This is a genomic window from Paractinoplanes lichenicola (assembly GCF_016785085.1).
In the GTDB taxonomy this organism is placed as follows: Bacteria; Actinomycetota; Actinomycetes; order Mycobacteriales; family Micromonosporaceae; genus Actinoplanes; species Actinoplanes lichenicola.
This window is the reverse complement of the sequence record NZ_JAENHO010000002.1, coordinates 187,431-202,992: the sequence shown is the minus strand read 5'-3', so window position 1 is coordinate 202,992 and position 15,562 is coordinate 187,431. Positions and strand designations below refer to the sequence as shown.

At 70.1% G+C, this 15,562-nt stretch carries 21 protein-coding genes; 8 read left to right on the top strand and 13 right to left on the bottom strand.

What is annotated here, in order from left to right:
- Positions 1-112: 112 nt before the first annotated feature.
- On the bottom strand, positions 113-661 hold the full coding sequence (locus tag JKJ07_RS05520) for an LPXTG cell wall anchor domain-containing protein (RefSeq protein ID WP_202990153.1): 549 nt from the start codon (positions 659-661) through the stop codon (positions 113-115).
- Positions 662-755: 94 nt separating this feature from the next.
- Positions 756-1,241, bottom strand: a complete 486-nt coding sequence (locus tag JKJ07_RS05515; RefSeq protein ID WP_202990152.1) for a hypothetical protein — start codon at positions 1,239-1,241, stop codon at positions 756-758.
- Between the two features lie 64 nt (positions 1,242-1,305).
- On the opposite strand from JKJ07_RS05515, the gene msrB reads away from it, so the two are divergent.
- The 3 genes from msrB (at position 1,306) to JKJ07_RS05500 (ending at position 4,495) form a co-directional block, all read left to right on the top strand.
- The gene (gene msrB / locus JKJ07_RS05510) at positions 1,306-1,716 is read left to right on the top strand and encodes a peptide-methionine (R)-S-oxide reductase MsrB (protein ID WP_202990151.1); all 411 of its coding nucleotides are present in this window, start codon (positions 1,306-1,308) and stop codon (positions 1,714-1,716) included.
- Positions 1,717-1,793: 77 nt separating this feature from the next.
- Positions 1,794-2,861: an ATP-dependent DNA ligase gene (locus tag JKJ07_RS05505; protein WP_202990150.1), complete on the top strand. Its 1,068-nt coding sequence runs from the start codon at positions 1,794-1,796 to the stop codon at positions 2,859-2,861.
- A gap of 65 nt (positions 2,862-2,926) precedes the next feature.
- Positions 2,927-4,495: an alpha/beta hydrolase gene (locus tag JKJ07_RS05500; protein WP_307834130.1), complete on the top strand. Its 1,569-nt coding sequence runs from the start codon at positions 2,927-2,929 to the stop codon at positions 4,493-4,495.
- Here the strand turns inward: JKJ07_RS05500 and JKJ07_RS05495 are convergent.
- Positions 4,446-4,904, bottom strand: coding sequence for a potassium channel family protein (locus JKJ07_RS05495; RefSeq protein WP_202990148.1), 459 nt, complete (start codon positions 4,902-4,904; stop codon positions 4,446-4,448). The genes JKJ07_RS05500 and JKJ07_RS05495 overlap by 50 nt on opposite strands.
- 65 nt (positions 4,905-4,969) lie before the next feature.
- Here JKJ07_RS05495 and JKJ07_RS05490 point away from each other — a divergent pair, with 65 nt between their 5' ends.
- Positions 4,970-5,431, top strand: coding sequence for a GNAT family N-acetyltransferase (locus JKJ07_RS05490; RefSeq protein ID WP_202990768.1), 462 nt, complete (start codon positions 4,970-4,972; stop codon positions 5,429-5,431).
- On the opposite strand, the gene ligD is transcribed toward JKJ07_RS05490, so the two are convergent.
- Together ligD and JKJ07_RS05480 are read right to left on the bottom strand one after the other, a co-directional pair.
- The gene (gene ligD / locus JKJ07_RS05485; RefSeq protein ID WP_202990147.1) at positions 5,420-6,451 is read right to left on the bottom strand and encodes a non-homologous end-joining DNA ligase; all 1,032 of its coding nucleotides are present in this window, start codon (positions 6,449-6,451) and stop codon (positions 5,420-5,422) included. The genes JKJ07_RS05490 and ligD overlap by 12 nt on opposite strands.
- A 403-nt stretch (positions 6,452-6,854) precedes the next feature.
- Entirely contained in the window at positions 6,855-7,049 is a 195-nt protein-coding gene (locus tag JKJ07_RS05480; RefSeq protein ID WP_202990146.1) for a hypothetical protein, read from the bottom strand.
- A gap of 321 nt (positions 7,050-7,370) precedes the next feature.
- On the opposite strand from JKJ07_RS05480, the gene abmR reads away from it, so the two are divergent.
- Genes abmR through JKJ07_RS05465 form a run of 3 tightly spaced genes read left to right on the top strand, consistent with a single transcriptional unit; the run spans position 7,371 to position 9,039 of the window.
- Positions 7,371-7,919, top strand: a complete 549-nt coding sequence (gene abmR, locus JKJ07_RS05475) for an ATP-binding transcription factor AbmR (RefSeq protein ID WP_202990145.1) — start codon at positions 7,371-7,373, stop codon at positions 7,917-7,919.
- Between the two features lie 26 nt (positions 7,920-7,945).
- On the top strand, positions 7,946-8,671 hold the full coding sequence (locus JKJ07_RS05470) for a HipA family kinase (protein WP_202990144.1): 726 nt from the start codon (positions 7,946-7,948) through the stop codon (positions 8,669-8,671).
- Positions 8,668-9,039 (top strand): DUF3037 domain-containing protein, encoded by a 372-nt coding sequence (locus JKJ07_RS05465; RefSeq protein ID WP_202990143.1) that lies wholly within the window; start codon positions 8,668-8,670, stop codon positions 9,037-9,039. Before JKJ07_RS05470 ends, JKJ07_RS05465 begins: the two co-directional genes overlap by 4 nt.
- Before the next feature lie 82 nt (positions 9,040-9,121).
- On the opposite strand, the gene JKJ07_RS05460 is transcribed toward JKJ07_RS05465, so the two are convergent.
- The 6 genes from JKJ07_RS05460 to JKJ07_RS05435 form a co-directional block, all read right to left on the bottom strand.
- Complete coding sequence (locus tag JKJ07_RS05460; RefSeq protein ID WP_236028430.1) at positions 9,122-10,135, bottom strand: glycosyltransferase family 2 protein; 1,014 nt, start codon at positions 10,133-10,135, stop codon at positions 9,122-9,124.
- Between the two features lie 91 nt (positions 10,136-10,226).
- Complete coding sequence (locus JKJ07_RS05455) at positions 10,227-10,748, bottom strand: dihydrofolate reductase (RefSeq protein ID WP_307834129.1); 522 nt, start codon at positions 10,746-10,748, stop codon at positions 10,227-10,229.
- Positions 10,745-11,545: a thymidylate synthase gene (locus JKJ07_RS05450; protein ID WP_202990142.1), complete on the bottom strand. Its 801-nt coding sequence runs from the start codon at positions 11,543-11,545 to the stop codon at positions 10,745-10,747. Before JKJ07_RS05450 ends, JKJ07_RS05455 begins: the two co-directional genes overlap by 4 nt.
- 101 nt (positions 11,546-11,646) lie before the next feature.
- Positions 11,647-11,886, bottom strand: coding sequence for a hypothetical protein (locus JKJ07_RS05445; protein ID WP_202990141.1), 240 nt, complete (start codon positions 11,884-11,886; stop codon positions 11,647-11,649).
- Between the two features lie 29 nt (positions 11,887-11,915).
- Positions 11,916-12,524: an NAD(P)H:quinone oxidoreductase gene (wrbA, locus tag JKJ07_RS05440; RefSeq protein WP_202990140.1), complete on the bottom strand. Its 609-nt coding sequence runs from the start codon at positions 12,522-12,524 to the stop codon at positions 11,916-11,918.
- Positions 12,525-12,592: 68 nt separating this feature from the next.
- Positions 12,593-12,868: an isoamylase early set domain-containing protein gene (locus JKJ07_RS05435; protein WP_202990139.1), complete on the bottom strand. Its 276-nt coding sequence runs from the start codon at positions 12,866-12,868 to the stop codon at positions 12,593-12,595.
- An 81-nt stretch (positions 12,869-12,949) separates the two neighbouring features.
- On the opposite strand from JKJ07_RS05435, the gene JKJ07_RS05430 reads away from it, so the two are divergent.
- Positions 12,950-13,402, top strand: a complete 453-nt coding sequence (locus JKJ07_RS05430; RefSeq protein WP_202990138.1) for a GNAT family N-acetyltransferase — start codon at positions 12,950-12,952, stop codon at positions 13,400-13,402.
- Between the two features lie 13 nt (positions 13,403-13,415).
- Here JKJ07_RS05430 and hemQ read toward each other — a convergent pair whose 3' ends face one another.
- Entirely contained in the window at positions 13,416-14,123 is a 708-nt protein-coding gene (hemQ, locus tag JKJ07_RS05425; protein ID WP_202990137.1) for a hydrogen peroxide-dependent heme synthase, read from the bottom strand.
- Positions 14,120-15,505, bottom strand: coding sequence for a protoporphyrinogen oxidase (gene hemG / locus JKJ07_RS05420; protein ID WP_307834127.1), 1,386 nt, complete (start codon positions 15,503-15,505; stop codon positions 14,120-14,122). Before hemG ends, hemQ begins: the two co-directional genes overlap by 4 nt.
- Between the last annotated feature and the right edge of the window lie 57 nt (positions 15,506-15,562).

The following is a 15,562-nucleotide window of genomic DNA, read 5'->3' as shown; positions in this document are numbered from 1 at the left end:
AACGCGAAAGCCACCCGGGCGACCTGAGTGAGTGGTCACGCCCAAAAGCCCAAAGACACAAAAACGAAGGCCGCCCGGTGACCGGGCGGCCTTTCGTTAATGCAGTGCTACGTCAGGCGGTGCGCCGGCGACGCGTGTACCAGACCGACGCGATGCCGGCCGCGACCAGCAGGCCACCCATGGAGACGATGGCGGCCATCGGCGTGCCGGTCACCGGGAGCGCACCGGCCGGGCTGACGCCGCCGCCGGGGGTCGTGGTGGCCGGGGCCACGCCCGGGCTGCTGGTGGTCGGGCTGACGCCCGGCGGAACCGTGTCGACGCTGGCGGTCGGCGTCGGGCCGTAACCGGTGTTGCCCCGGGTCGGGGTGTCGGTGTCGGGCGTGTCCGGGGTGTCCGGGGTGTCGGTGTCCGGGGTGTCCGGCGTCTCGGCCGCGTTCCCGGTCGGGCTCGTGGCGCCCGGCGTGCCGTACCCACCCTGCCCGCGGGTCGGCGCCTCGTCGGTGGCGTCCGGGGTGCCGTAGCCGGTGGCGGCGACGACCGGCATGGCGGCCGGGTCGACGGTGGCCGCGGTGGCCAGGGCCGGGGCAACACCCAGCGCGAGAGCGGCGGTCAGGCCGACGGCGGGCAGGCCGACGGCGATGATCCGGCGAATTGTGCTCATGAGGAGTTATCCATTCCTGTTCCGGTGTTTCCAGGTCCGAGGGGAGCTTAGCGGCAAATGCCCGATTTACCCGTTAAGGCCCCCCGGCGGGTCATCATCCCGGAAGACCACCGAAACGGTGACTCCGCCACAGATGGGACAAAGCGTACATTTTTCCCTCGAAGCGCGGGTCGGCCGCGAACAGCTCGCCGCTGTACGGGGCCTGGAGCTGCACACTCGCGCCGGAGTCGAGATAGACCGACACCACGGTCCGCGCCCCGCGCCGCTCCGCGCGCACGTCGACGACCTCGTCCCAGGGCGCGACGCCGTCGGTGAAGACGGAGAGCGTACGGATGCCGCGAGCGCTGATCTGGGTGCCCGTCACCCGGCCCACCAGCACGCCGACCAGCGCCCCGCCCGACGGCGGCACCACGGTCAGCCCGAACCAGGTCGTGGCCTCGGGCGGCTCGACGAACCCGGTCAGGGTCAGCATGGCGGCGAGGAGCATGAGCCCGGCCGCGGAGATCGAGCCGAGGTAGAGCCCCCGCCCGAGGGCCTGGTGCCAGGTGGGCCTGAAGGTGGCCGGCGACGCATCGTCCATGCCCTGGTTCAACGGTGACGTCGACCACTCCGGCCGCACCCCCAGTGCGTCGTACCTTTGAGGCATGGCAACAAACGAGTCCACCCTGCCCACAACCGAAGAGGAGTGGCGCGTCCGCCTCTCCCCCGACGAGTTCCGCGTCCTTCGTCAGGCCGGCACGGAGGCCCCGTGGTCCGGCGAATACGTCAGCACCAAGACCGAGGGCATGTACGACTGCCGGGCCTGCGGCGCCGCCCTCTACCCCAGCAGCGACAAGTTCGACTCCAACTGCGGCTGGCCGTCCTTCGACGACGCCATCCCGGGTGCGATCAAGGAGATCGACGACTACAGCCACGGCATGGTCCGCACCGAGATCCGCTGCGCCAACTGCGACTCCCACCTGGGCCACGTCTTCCGCGGCGAGCACCTGACGGCCAAGAACACCCGCCACTGCGTCAACAGCCTGAGCATCAAGCTCGACCCCAAGCAGTCCTGACGCCGCACAGGGCCGACCGGAACCCCGATCGGCCCTGTGGACAACGCGAAACGCCGGGAACGGGCACACTGGGCGGCATGGAGCTGCCGATCAATCCGCCGGTCAAGCCGATGCTGGCCAAGCCCGTCGCCGAGATCCCGCCCGGCCAGGTCTACGAGCCCAAGTGGGACGGGTTCCGGTCGATCATCTTTCGCGACGGCGACGAGATCGAGATCGGCAGCCGCAACGAGAAGCCGATGACCCGCTACTTCCCCGAGGTCGTGGAGGCCATCCGGGCCAACTTCCCGGAGCGGGCGGTGATCGACGGCGAGATCATCGTGGCCGACACCGAGCGCAACACGCTCGACTTCGAGGCCCTGCAGCAGCGCATCCACCCCGCCGCGAGCCGGGTCAAGCTGCTCAGCGAGCAGACCCCGGCCAGCTTCGTGGCGTTCGACCTGCTCGCGATCGGCGACGAGGATCTGACCGAGCAGCCGTTCAGCGTGCGCCGCGACCGGCTGGCCGAGGCTCTCAAGGACGCCAAGCCCCCGGTCTACGTCACCCCGGCCACCGACGATCTCGAGACGGCCACCCGCTGGTTCGCCGAGTTCGAGGGGGCCGGCCTCGACGGGCTGATCGCCAAGCAGCGCGACCTGACCTATCAGCCCGACAAGCGGGTGATGACCAAGATCAAGCACAAGCGCACCGCCGACTGCGTGGTCGCCGGCTATCGGGTGCACAAGTCGGCCGACAACCGGATCGGCTCGCTGCTGCTGGGGCTCTACGACGAGCGCGACGTGCTGGTCAGCGTCGGGGTGATCGGCTCGTTCCCGATGAAGGTGCGCGAGGAGCTCTTCGCGGAGCTGCAGCCGCTGGTCACCGAGTTCGAGGGCCACCCGTGGAACTGGGCCGCCCACATGGAGGGCGAGCGCACCCCGCGCAAGAACGAGGTGAGCCGCTGGAACGCCGGCAAGGACCTGTCGTTCACGCCGCTGCGGCCCGAGCGGGTCGTCGAGGTCCGCTACGACTACATGGAGGGCATCCGGTTCCGGCACACCGCCCAATTCGAACGGTGGCGGCCCGACCGTGACCCGCACACATGCACCTACGAGCAGCTGGAACGGCCGGTTCAGTTCAACCTGGCCGAGGTGCTGACGAGCCGCTGACCCACGAACTGTCAGACACACCGGATAGCCTCGTGGCAGCAACCCGCCGTCGAAAGGTCAGCATCGTGCAGCGCCGCTCCCGCCTGGTAGTCGCCGTCCTAGCCACGATTCTGGCCGTTTCCGCAGGGTGCACAGTCCCTTCGTATGCGCCGAACGGCTCCGGCGAGGCGCGCCCGGCCCCGGCGTCCACACAGAATCCGAGCGGCCGCACAGGCACCGCCGACTGGCGCCCCTGCCCCGACGTGCCCGAGGGTCTCGTCGGCCAGGGCGCCCCCGGCATGACCTATGACTGCGCCGACGTCGACGTCCCGCGCGACTGGAACGACGCGAGCAGCGGCGAGACCTATGCCATCTCGATGATCCGCATCCGGTCGTCGAAGCAGTCCGGCCGCACCGGCTCGCTGCTGATCAACCCGGGCGGCCCCGGCGGCTCCGGCATCGACACCGCGGTCTACCTGTCGTTCGGCGAGGCGTTCGGCGGCCTGCCGGCCAAGGTCACCGAGAAGTTCGACATCATCGGCTTCGACCCGCGCGGCGTCGGCCGGTCCGCCCCGGTCAAGTGCATCAGCCCTACCGATCAGGACGCGAGCTTCGCCGCCCCGCCCGACCCGGTCGGCCTCGAGCAGTTCAACCAGCTGGTCGAGCTCAACAAGCGGATCGCCACCAGCTGCGCCTCGAAATACAGCGACCAGCTGCCGCTCTTCTCGACCGAGCAGGCCGCCCGCGACATGGATTCGCTGCGCCAGGCCGTCGGCGACGACAAGCTGACCTACCTCGGTTTCTCGTACGGCACGCTCCTCGGCGCCACCTACGCCCAGCTCTTCCCGCAGAACGTGCGGGCCATGGTGCTCGACGGCGCGGTCGACCCGAAACAGAACTTCGTCGAGGGCTCCGAGACCCAGGCCAAGGGCTTCGAGCGCGCGTTCACCAACTTCACCAACTGGTGCAAGGCGACCCCCGACAAGTGCCCGATCGCGCCCGACGCGCGCAAGGCGGTCACCGACGCGATCACCGCCGCGGCCACCAAGCCGGTCGCCGCGGCCGACGGGCGGCAGGCCACCAGCGGCTGGATCTTCGTCGCGGTGATCTCGTCGCTCTACACGGAGTCGGGCTGGGCCAAGCTGGCCGGCGCGATCTCCCAGCTCAAGGGGGGCAACCCGCGGAGCGTGCTCGCGCTGGCCGACCAATACGCCGAGCGCAAGCCCGACGGGACGTACAGCAATCTGTTCGACGCCAACCTCGCGGTGAACTGCGCCGACACCGAGGACGCGCCCAGCCTCGACGAGGTGCGCCGGCTGCAGGGCGAGTGGCGCACGAAATATCCGCTGTTCGGCGCCCCCCTCGCGGTCGGCATGCTGCCCTGCGCGGTGTGGGAGGGCAAGCGCGACCCCTATCCGGTCGGCGCGGCCACCAACGCCCCGCCGATCGTCGTCGTCGGCACGACCGGCGACCCCGCCACGCCGTACGAGAACACTGCCGACCTGGCCTCGATGCTGGGCGTGGGGCACGTGCTGACGTGGGAGGGCGAGGGCCACACGGCCTACCCGAGCACGCCGTGCATCGTCAACGCCGTGGACGCCTACCTCATCGATCTGAAGGTGCCGCAGGAGGGCCTGCGCTGTCCGGCAAAGTGATGTTCTCGCGCTCGGCGATCGCCTCCAGCAAAGCCCGTACGCGGCGCAGGTTGTTTTTGAGTTCCTCCTGCTCCTCGTGGTGAAACGCGTCGGAGTCGACGATCAGCTTGCTGGCGAAGTGCGCCGTGATCAGCGGGATCACCACCAGCACCATGATCGAGATGAGCAGCCCGGCCAGCACCCGCGCCTCCCACGACTTCGGCGAGATGTCGCCGTAGCCGACGGTCGACGCGGTGACGACGGCCCACCAGATCGAGTCGCCGATCGACTGGCCGGTCTCGAAGAAGTGGTAGAGCACGCCGCAGACGACGATCAGGATGGTGTACGCGAGGATCAGCGTGCCCGGCGAGTTGGCCAGCCACACGATCCCGCGGTAGATCCGCTTCAGCGGCGTGAGCAGCACATGCATGGCGTCATCGTGCCCGAGCGGCCCGCCTCGGCGTAGGTCCGCTCGGACATTAATAGACTGCCGCGATAGAGTTCCGCACCGCCGTCCGAGCCGATGTCCCGGCCATCCTCGCGCTGCTGGCCGACGACGACATCAGCCGCGCCCGCGGTTTCGGTGACGCGCCGGTCGCCGAGGAGGTCGACGCCGCGATCTGGGCCGCCTTCGACGAGATCGACGCCGACCCGAACAACGAGCTGCTGGTGGCCGACGACGACGGCGAGGTCGTCGCGACGTGCCAGCTCACGTTCACCCCCGGGCTGAGCCGCAACGGCACCCGCCGCATGACGATCGAGGCCGTACGGGTGCGCACCGACCGCCGCGGCGACGGCCTCGGCCGTACGTTCATGGTCTTCGCCCTCGACCGGGGCCGCGAGCGCGGCTGCCGCGTCGCCCAGCTCACCACCGACAAGCGCCGCGGCGACGCGCACCGCTTCTACGAGCGGCTCGGCTTCGAGGCCAGCCACGAGGGCATGAAGCTAGCCCTCTGACTTCCAGTTGGCGTGGTTCATCTTGCTCGGCTGCACGCGCGGCGGCTCCCCCGGCATCTTCGGGTGGTCGGGCGGATAGGGCATGTCGCCCAGTCCGTTCTTCTCGTCGCGCTCCACCCACTCCAGCAGCGGCGTCAGGTCGTGCGTCACGTCGTCGATCGCCGCGTGCGGATCCCCGATCTCGGCGAACCGCTTCGGCAACGTCCGCAGGTCGAAGTCGTCCGGCTCCACATCCGGCAGCTCGTCCCAGGTCACCGGGGCCGACGCCGTGGCCCGCTCGTTGGCCCGCAGCGAATACGCGCACGTGATCGTCCGGTCCCGCGCCATCTGGTTGAAGTCGAGGAACACCCGCTCGCCGCGCTCCTCCTTCCACCAGGCCGTGGTGATCAGCTCGGGCCGCCGCCGCTCGGCCTCCCGGGCCAGCGCGATGGCGGCCCGCCGCACGTCGACGAACGACCACCGCGGCGCGATCCGCACATAGACGTGCGCGCCCCGCCCGCCCGACGTCTTCGGGAACCCCACCCACCCCAGGTCGTCGAGCACCTCGCGCAGCACCCCGGCCGTGCTCACCACGTCCGCGAACGACGTGCCCGGCTGCGGGTCGAGGTCGATGCGCAGCTCATCCGGGTTGTCCGGGGCGTCCCCGCGCACCGGCCACGGGTGGAAGACGACGGTGCCCATCTGCGCGGCCCAGGCCACATGCGCCAGGTCGGCCGGGCACAGCTCCACCGCCGTACGCATGCTCGGGAACTTGATCTGAGCCGTCTGGATCCACTCCGGCACACCCCGCTGCGGGATGCGCTTCTGGAAGAAGGCCTCGCCCCCGATGCCGTCCGGAAACCGCTGCAACGTGGTCGGGCGATTGTGCAGAGCGCGCACAATCCCGTCGCCGACCGCCCGGTAATACTCGAAGACGTCCCGCTTGGTGTAACCCCGCCCCGGGAACATGATCTTGTCAGGGCTGGTCAGCCGCACCTGATGGCCGGCAATCTCGATCTCTTCCGCAGCGGCTTTCGGCATGCACCGACCATAAGCCAATCGACGAACGCGAAGTCGTCGTAGGCCACTGCCGAAACACCAAAATCAGATGTCCCGGCGGGGTGATGGGGAGTCGCTCCCGCGGAAAAGCATTGAGAAGCCGATGTCCTAGCCGGGTGATAGGGCGTCGCTCCCGCGGAAAAGCGTTCAGAAGCCGATGTCCTAGCCGGGTGATAGGGCGTCGCTCCCGCGGAAAAGCGTTCAGAAGCCGATGTCCTAGCCAGGTGGTGGGTACGGGCCGTCGCTCCCGCGGGGACCGCGGCGGCTTTCGCTGGCCGCTGACGCGTCCATAACGCGAAACCCACCACGGCGACGTGCGTGAGTGGTCGCGCTCAAAACCCAAAATCAAACCCAGCTGCTCGCCCAACCCGGCCGTGGAGGGCCCCTAGTTGCGTACTCGGTTGTCCAGGGGTTGGGGCTGGGTGACCCACCACTCGGTGGGCACCGCCTCGCGGATCTCGTCGGCGATCGCCTTCAGGTGGTCGCCGGTCGCGTGGCCGTGGTGGGCGTCGGCCAGGCCTTTGACCCGCATGAACCACTCGGCAAGTTGTTCGCATTTAACCGAAACCTGATAGTCCATGCACCGACGCTAGGCCCGCCCCGGCCCGCTCGTCAGGGAAACCGCCCGCCTCCACCCGGAAGAGCCCCGGATAGCGCCGCCGACCTGCAAGCCGGGGACGGCCCCAAGATCAGCCGGCCCACCAGCCCTACCCACCCGACCTTGGGGGACCCCCACCCTAAGGCCGGGGAGGCAAACCGACAGGTCCAGTTTTCCACAGCGGGCGTTGCGGGGTTTTCGGTTGTCCACAGGCGCCACCGCGCTATCCACAGGGTGGTCGTTGCTCGCGCAACGGTGTAATCATGTAATTAGCGTTGCACCATGCACAGGGGGAGGACTGACATGCGATTCCGCACCGCACCGCCCGGACGAAGCGAGCCGCCGAACGCCGAGGATGCGCCGGGCTGGGTCACCGGGGCCATTCCGGACGGCTGGTTCGTCGAGCGGCCCGAGATCGTCATCGACCGGGACGAGATCATCATTTGGGGGCGGCTGGCCGAGCCCGAGCTGGGGCCCGAGGCCACCGACGCCGACAAGGCCGCCGCGCAGGCCGGGCGGATCAACCAGTTCCGGGAGGACACGCGCGAGGGCCGGATGCGGGTCGCCAGGCAGATCGAATACCGCTATCAGCGCAAGGTCGCCTGGGGTGTGCGGGCCGGCGACACCAACGAGTTGTTCACCCACCTGGCCGCGCCGGTCATGACGCGGCTCCGGCAGCCCGAGCGCCAGATCCTCGACACGCTGGTCGACGCGGGCGTGGCCCGGTCGCGGTCCGAGGCGCTGGCCTGGTGCGTCAAGCTGGTCGGGCAGCACTCCGACCAGTGGCTCACCGACCTGCGCCAGGCGATGACCAAGGTCGACGAGCTGCGCAAGCAAGGCCCCACCGGCTGACATAACTCAAGGGCTAGGGTGGCGGAGTGCTACGTCAGGTAACTGCCATCCGCTACGTCACCCCACTCCGTGAGGGCGGTTCCCTGCCCGGCGTGGTCGAGGCCGACGACCTCGGCACGTACGTGGTGAAATTCCGCGGCGCCGGTCAGGGCCCCCGGGCCCTGGTGGCCGAGGTGATCTCGGGGCAGCTGGCCCGGCGGCTCGGCCTGCCCGTCCCCGAGCTGACCGTCGTCCACCTCGACCCGATCGTAGCCCGGGCCGAGCCCGACGAGGAGGTCCAGGAGCTGATCAAGGCCAGCGCCGGGGCCAACCTGGGCATGGACTTCCTGCCCGGCGCCCTCGGGTACGACCCGGTCGTGCACCCCGTCGACCCGGTGCTGGCCTCGCGGGTGGTGGCCTTCGACGCGTTCGTCGAGAACGTCGACCGCAGCTGGCGCAACCCGAACCTGCTCATGTGGCACGGCGCCCTCTGGCTGATCGACCACGGGGCGACGCTCTATTTCCATCACAACTGGCCCCGCGCCGACGCCGTGGTTCACCGTCCGTACAAGTGGGACGACCACGTTCTGAAGCCGTACGCGACCGAACTCGCCACTGAAGGCCCGGCGCTGGCCGCCCGTCTCACGCCGGAACTGCTCGAAGCGGTCATCGCCGAGGTCCCGGACGAGTGGCTGGACGACGAGGGCAGCCGGGAGAAATACCTGGCCCATCTCACCGCCCGCGCCGAGCGCCCGGAGGCGTGGCTGCCGTGAGAATCCCGTACGAGTACGCCGTGATCCAGGCCGTCCCGCGCATCGAACGCGGCGAGCTGATCAACGTGGGCGTGATCCTCTACTGCCAGCGCCGCGACTTCCTGTCCGCCCGCACCGAGCTGCGCGAGGATCGGCTGCGCGCCCTCGATCCGAGGGCCGACGTGCCGGCCATCCGGGCCGCGCTCGCCTCGTGGGACGCCACCTGCGGCGGGTCGGGCGCCGCGGGCGACATCAGCCTGGGTGAGCGGTTCCGCTGGCTGGTCGCCCCGCGCAGCACGATTTTGCGGGCCGGCCCGGTGCACATGGGCCTGGCCGCCGACCCCGGCGAGGAGCTGGACCGTCTGGTCGAGCTCCTCGTGAAGATCTAAGCGGCCGACCGCGTACCGGCGACGACGGTGACCGAAGATCTAAGCGGCCGACCGCGTACCGGCGACCACGGTGACCGAAGATCTAAGCGGCCGGCCGAGTATCGGCGACCACGGTGACCGCGTCGAGGGACTCCACCGAGTCGGGCGCCGTCGTGGCCGTGTCGAAGGAGACCAGGAACGGCGGCCGGCTCTGGGTCGCCATGTAGATGCGCCCGACGTATTCGCCGAGCAGCCCCAGGCAGATCAGCTGGATGCCGCCGAGCAGCAGCACCGCGATGTAGAGCGACGTCCAGCCCGGCACCACGCCGCCCGCGCCCCAGGCGACCAGCCCGGTCACGATCAGCACCACGCACAGCAGGAAGCTGAGCAGGCCGAGCCAGGTCGCGATCTTGAGCGGGGCCGCCGAGAACCCGGTGACGCTGTCGAACGTCAGCCGGATCATGCGGGACAGCGGGTATTTCGTGTTGCCGGCGACCCGCTCCTCCCGCACGTACGGCACTTCGGCGCTGGAGAAGCCGAGCGACGGCACCACGAGGCGGTAGACCGGGCGGGGCTCGGCCAGCTCGTTGAGCACGTCGACGACCGCGCGGCTCATCAGGCGGAAGTCGCCGGCCTGGTCACTGACCCAGGGGCCGACCATCCGCCGCATCATCCAGTAGTAGAGCCCGGCCGTGTTGCGCTTGAACACCGTGTCGGTGCTGCGGTCGCTGCGAACGCCGTAGACGACGTCGACCTTCTCGGTGAGCGCCTTGGCCAGCATCTCGCCGATCACCTCGGGCGGGTCCTGCAGGTCGGCGTCGATGCTGATCACGTAGTCGCCGCGGGCGGCCCGCAGCCCGGCGCGCAGGGCCGTCTGGTGGCCGACGTTGCGGCGCAGCGAGACGATGCGCAGCTCGGCCCAGTCGGCCCGCAGCTGCAGCAGGCGGGAGACGGTGGCGTCCGTGCTTCCGTCGTCGACGGCGACAACCTCGTACGGTACGCCGAGCGTGTCGAGAACCGGCCGCAGCCGGCCGACGAAGTGGTCGACCGCCTCGCGCTCGTTGTACATCGGCGTGACCACCGACAGCGTCACCGGCGGCACGAGGCTTTGCGGCATGGGTAGCTCTTCTCCCTGTCAGCTCTGGCGTTAAAGCCGATTCGCCCCATAAATCATGAACGCGATTCGGCCCTCTCGTCGGCCGAAGAGACTAGCCCGTCCTTGTTGCACCGACCTTACGAGGTGGGGTCGTTTGCTCGGCGCGAACCAATTCCTCGACGACGAAGCGGAGCCCGCCCCCCGAAGTTTGCCAGCCCGTCGACTCCCTGACGACCCATCCTTCGCCCGGATCCGGTGCGAAGGTGTCGCCCGCGACGTCCAGGTCGAGGCGAGTGCGCAGGATGTGATCGGCCAGCGGCAGGAACGCGCGATAGACCGCCTCGCCCCCCATGACCCAGATCTCCCCGTACGCGAGAGCCTCGTCGACCGAGTGCACCACCTCGGCGCCCGGGGCCGTCCACTGCGGGTCGCGCGTCAGCACCACGTTGCGCCGGCCGGGCAACGGCCGGAACCGCTCGGGCAGCGAATCCCACGTGGCGCGGCCCATGACCATCGTCGCGCCCGCCGTACGCTGCCGGAACATCGCCGAATCCTCGGGCAGCCGCCACGGGATCGCACCGTCCGCGCCGACGACCCGGTGGTGCGCCTCGGCCCAGATCATGTGGATCGTCACACGGCCACCGGGGCCCGCAGCGCCGGGTGGTGCTTGTAGTCGGCGACCGTGAAGTCCTCGAACTTGTAGTCGAAGAGCGAGGACGCCGGCGCGATCTCGAGCCGCGGGAACTCGTACGCCTCCCGGGAGAGCTGCTCGGTCACCTGCTCCACGTGGTTGTTGTAGATGTGACAATCGCCACCCACCCAGATGAAGTCGCCAGGCGCCAGGCCGACCTGCTCGGCGATCATGTGGGTCAGGAGCGCGTAGCTCGCGATGTTGAACGGCACGCCGAGGAAGAGGTCGGCACTGCGCTGGTAGAGCTGGCACGACAGCTTGCCGTCGGCCACGTAGAACTGGAACATCGCGTGGCACGGCGACAGCGCCATTTCGGGCAGGTCGGCCACGTTCCACGCCGAGACGATCATGCGGCGGGAGTCGGGGTCGCGCCGCAGCGTCTCGAGCACGCCGCTGATCTGGTCGACGTGGCCGCCGTCGGGCGTGGGCCAGGAGCGCCACTGCACGCCGTAGACCGGGCCGAGTTCGCCCGACTCCGACGCCCACTCGTCCCAGATCGTCACGCCCTGCTCGCGCAGCCACGCGACGTTGCTCTCGCCGCGCAGGAACCACAGCAGCTCGACGGCCACCGACTTGAAGTGCACGCGCTTCGTGGTGATCAGCGGGAAGCCGGCCGACAGGTCGTAACGCAGGCGCTCACCGAACAGGCTCACCGTGCCGGTGCCGGTGCGGTCGCTCTTGGGTGTGCCGGTGGTCAGGACCCGCTGCAACAGGTCCTCGTACTGGGTGTCGACGGGCATGGCAGCCAACCTACCCGCCGCGCGGCCCGGCCCGGCACAACGTGTGGGCCGAGTCGCGCGGCGTGCCCCGGTGCGGCCGGCACCGGGCCTCGTCGGCGCCCTCAGCTGGCCCAGGACTCCGACATCTGAGGAATCTGCTGGTTGAGCGCCGACAGGTCGTGCTGCTGGACGCTCGCGCTGCCGATGAACCCGAGCTCGGTCCCGATCTGCTGCCAGCGCTCGTAGAGCACCTGGTCCTGCAGCACGGCCCGGACGTCGTGGTGGGCCGTGCGCAGCTCCTCGAGAGCCGTCTCGTACCGGGCGACCCGCGATTGCAGGTCCAAAGTCTCGTACGTGGTCATGCAGTCAGATTAGCGAAAGATGAGTAGTTTTATTCGCTTTTCAGCTTCGACGCGACGCGAACGATGCGCTGCGCCAGATGGTCCAGTGCGGCGTACTCTGCGTCGCCCAACGGGTTGTCGTTGTTCCCGCCCGTCACATGCGAGACGCCGTACGGGTTCCCGTCGGCGAACTTGAGCGGGTCGGTGTATCCGGGCGCCACGACGATGCCGCCGAAGTGGTGGATCGTGTTGTAGAGGGCGAGCAGCGTCGACTCCTGGCCGCCGTGCGCGGTCATGGTCGCGGTGAAGCCCGCGTACGCCTTGTCGGCGAGCAGCCCCTGCGACCACTGCGGGCCGAGGGTGTCGAGGAACTGCTTGAGCTGGCTGGCCACGTTGCCGTAGCGCGTGGGCGACCCGAAGAGCACGGCGTCGGCCCAGGTCACGTCGTCGGCGGTGGCCTTGGGCTCGTTCTTGGTGCGGTCGAAGTGCTGGCTCCAGGCCGCGTTGGCGGCGATCGCCTCGGCCGGGGCGAGCTCGGCCACCTGGCGCAGGCGCACCTCGGCCCCGGCCTTCTCGCCCGCCTCGCGGAGCCGCTCGGCCATCTTGTGGAGCGTCCCGGTGGACGAGTAGTAAATGATCGAAAGTCGCACGTCAGGCACGGTGAAGTCCTCTCTCGGAGAATGCTTGCCAAGTCAAGCAAGTCCCCGAGGAGGGCGCGCCGAAACGACTAAACGCGGATTTCGCCGCCGTGCGGGCCGAGCGCGTCCGCGTTCTCGTCGTCGAACCAGTGGCCGTCGGTGGCCAGATAACGGAAGTGGTAGCTGCCCGGCGGCACGGTCACGCTGACCGTACGGGTGCCGTCGCGGCGCGGCTTGAGCTCGTGCGCGCCCGGCTGCCAGCCGTTGAACGTGCCGACCACGCTCACCGGCCCGGCCGGCTGGTTGACGGGCAGGCAGAAGGTCACCCGCGTCTTGTTGCCGAAGAGTTTGTTCCTCTTGATCATCAAGACCTCCACAGCTCGGGCTTCCATCCCTATAACGGCACGCCACGATACGGGTGACGGCGCGCCGCATACTCTTTCGGCATGCATCCGCAACCGACTGACGATCTCCGTACGGCCAGCTTCCGCGATCTCGACACCACCACCCTGTACGCGATCCTCAAGCTCCGCGCGGACGTCTTCGTGGTCGAACAAGACTGCGTCTACGGCGACCTGGACGGCCGCGACACCGAGCCCGGCACCCGCCACGTGTGGTTCGAGCGCGACGCCGAGATCCGCGCCTACCTGCGCATCCTCAACGACGGCGACGTCGAGCGGATCGGCCGGGTCGTCACCGCCGCGACCGCCCGCGGAGCCGGCCTGGCGGGCCGCCTGATGGACGAGGCCTTGACCGTCATCGGCCACCGCCCGAGCGTGCTCGACGCCCAGGCCCATTTGGTGAAGTTCTACGCCAAGTACGGATACGAGCAAACCGGCCCCGAATACATCGAAGACGGCATCCCGCACATCCCGATGCGCCGGCCCGCCGATCAGTGAGGCCTGGCCGGGCTCACGGCAGGGCGGCGACCAGCTCGCTCATCGAGCGCCGGCGGCCCGTGTAGAACGGGACCTCCTCGCGCACGTGCCGGCGGGCGGTCGAGGCGCGCAGGTCGCGCATCAGGTCGACGATGCGGTGCAGTTCGTCGGCCTCGAAGGCCAGCATCCACTCGTAGTCGCCGAGCGCGAACGACGCCACCGTGTTGGCCCGCACGTCGGGATACCCCCGGGCCATCCGGCCGTGCTCGGCGAGCATGTGGCGGCGCTCCTCGTCGGGCAGCAGATACCACTCGTACGACCGGACGAACGGGTAGACGCAGATGTAGGGGCGGGCTTCCTCGCCGGCCAGGAACGCGGGCAGGTGGCTCTTGTTGAACTCGGCCGGCCGGTGCAGGGCCATCTGCGACCACACGGGGGCCAGGTGCCGGCCCAATCCCGTACGCCGGAACAGCGAATACGCCTCCTGCAACGCGTCGGGCGAGGCCGAGTGCCACCAGATCATCACGTCGGCGTCGGCGCGCAGGCCGGCCACGTCGTACGTGCCCCGGATCGTCACGTCCTTGGCCGCGAGCTGCTCGAACAGGCTGTCGACCTCGCTCGCCAGCTCCTCGCGCAACGCCGGCAACGGGGTCTCGGCCCGGAACACCGACCACATCGTGTAGCGGATCGTCGCGTTCAGCTCGTTGATCCGCGCCGCGTTCGACTGCGTCTGCTCGCTCATGCTGCGTCCTCCATCGCCTTGCACACGTCTTCGGCGGCCCGCTCGCCGCTGGCGACGCAGGCCGGGATCCCGACCCCGTCGAACGCCGCGCCGGCCAGCGCCAGCCCCGGCGGCAGCCCGGCCCGCGCCGCGGCCAGCCGCTCCCGATGCCCGGGGGCGTATTGCGGCAGGCCGCCGCCCCAGCGCTGCACCCACGTGGCGACCGGGGCCGGCAGGGCCGCGCCGATCAGCTCGCCCAGCTCGTGCCGGGCCCGCTCGGCCAGCACCGCGTCGTCGAACTGAAGTCTTTCCTCCTCGCCGGCCCGGCCCAGCGACACCCGCACGATCACCGGGCCGCCCGCGGGGCGCTCCCACTTGCGGGTGACGAAGGTGGCCGCCTTGACCAGCGTGCCCTCGCTCGGCGGAACCAGGAACCCGCTCAAGTCGGGCAGCGAGGTGCCGGGTGGCAGCGCGAGGGCGACCAGCGCCACGCTCGCGTAGCCCAGCCCGCCGATCGCCTCGGCCACGCCGGGGGCGACCGGGGCCAGCAGCCGCGCGGACGGCTTGGCCTGCACCGCGAGCACGATCGCGTCGACGTCGTCGGTCTGCGGCGCCGGCACCGGGCCCAGCAGCAGGCGCCAGCCGTGCGCCGTGCGGGCGAGCTCACGGACCGGCAGGCCGAGGCTGATCCGGGCGCCGCTGGCCGTGGCGGCCGCACCCACGAGGCGGCTCAGCCCGCCCTCGAGCGCGCCGAACACCGGTTGACCGGGCACGCGCTTGCTCGCCGCCTGCGCCGCCCGCACGGCCCCGCTCAGCGTGTGCTCGACCCGGGCCGCCGCCGCGAGCTGCGGCATCGTCACCTCGAGGGAGAGCCGGTCGGCGCGGCCCGCGTAGACGCCGCCGAGCATCGGGTCGACCAGCCGGTCGACGACCTCGGCGCCGTAACGCTCGCGGACCAGCTCGCCGACCGCGACGTCGTCACCCTCGCCGAGCAGCGGCCGCCCGCCGTCGGCGTCGTGGCCGGGCTCGGCGTGGGCCAGATCGCCCAGCGCGGCCGGGTCGCTCGGCACACCCACGAGCGTGCCGGCCGGCATCGGGGCGAGCCGGCCACCGAACGCCAGCGCCGCGGGCACCCGGCGCGGATGCACCAGTGCTTCCTGCAGGCCCAGCCGCTTGACCAGGCCCACGGCGGCCGACTCGGCGCCGTCGGAGCCGGTCATCAGGAACGACTCGGCGCCGCGCTCGACGGTCACGCCGGCCAGCTCGCCGGTGCGCAGCTTGCCGCCGAGGGCGCCGCTCTGCTCGTACACGATGATCTCGGAGTCGGGCGCCAGGTCGCGCAGTCGCACGGCGGCCGCCAGACCGGCGATGCCGCCCCCGATGACCGCCACCCGCTTTCGCACGAGAACAAGCCTTCCACCACTCGCCCCGACCCGTACGGCTGGGGTCTGCGGGTGTGA

Bases quoted from the DNA above. Each gene is read 5' to 3' on its own strand.
- JKJ07_RS05520 (WP_202990153.1), bottom strand. From the start codon at position 661: ATGAGCACAATTCGCCGGATCATCGCCGTCGGCCTGCCCGCCGTCGGC.
- JKJ07_RS05515 (WP_202990152.1), bottom strand. From the start codon at position 1,241: ATGGACGATGCGTCGCCGGCCACCTTCAGGCCCACCTGGCACCAGGCC.
- msrB (WP_202990151.1), top strand. From the start codon at position 1,306: ATGGCAACAAACGAGTCCACCCTGCCCACAACCGAAGAGGAGTGGCGC.
- JKJ07_RS05505 (WP_202990150.1), top strand. From the start codon at position 1,794: ATGGAGCTGCCGATCAATCCGCCGGTCAAGCCGATGCTGGCCAAGCCC.
- JKJ07_RS05495 (WP_202990148.1), bottom strand. From the start codon at position 4,904: ATGCATGTGCTGCTCACGCCGCTGAAGCGGATCTACCGCGGGATCGTG.
- ligD (WP_202990147.1), bottom strand. From the start codon at position 6,451: ATGCCGAAAGCCGCTGCGGAAGAGATCGAGATTGCCGGCCATCAGGTG.
- JKJ07_RS05480 (WP_202990146.1), bottom strand. From the start codon at position 7,049: ATGGACTATCAGGTTTCGGTTAAATGCGAACAACTTGCCGAGTGGTTC.
- abmR (WP_202990145.1), top strand. From the start codon at position 7,371: ATGCGATTCCGCACCGCACCGCCCGGACGAAGCGAGCCGCCGAACGCC.
- JKJ07_RS05460 (WP_236028430.1), bottom strand. From the start codon at position 10,135: ATGCCGCAAAGCCTCGTGCCGCCGGTGACGCTGTCGGTGGTCACGCCG.
- JKJ07_RS05450 (WP_202990142.1), bottom strand. From the start codon at position 11,545: ATGCCCGTCGACACCCAGTACGAGGACCTGTTGCAGCGGGTCCTGACC.
- JKJ07_RS05445 (WP_202990141.1), bottom strand. From the start codon at position 11,886: ATGACCACGTACGAGACTTTGGACCTGCAATCGCGGGTCGCCCGGTAC.
- JKJ07_RS05435 (WP_202990139.1), bottom strand. From the start codon at position 12,868: ATGATCAAGAGGAACAAACTCTTCGGCAACAAGACGCGGGTGACCTTC.
- JKJ07_RS05430 (WP_202990138.1), top strand. From the start codon at position 12,950: ATGCATCCGCAACCGACTGACGATCTCCGTACGGCCAGCTTCCGCGAT.
- hemQ (WP_202990137.1), bottom strand. From the start codon at position 14,123: ATGAGCGAGCAGACGCAGTCGAACGCGGCGCGGATCAACGAGCTGAAC.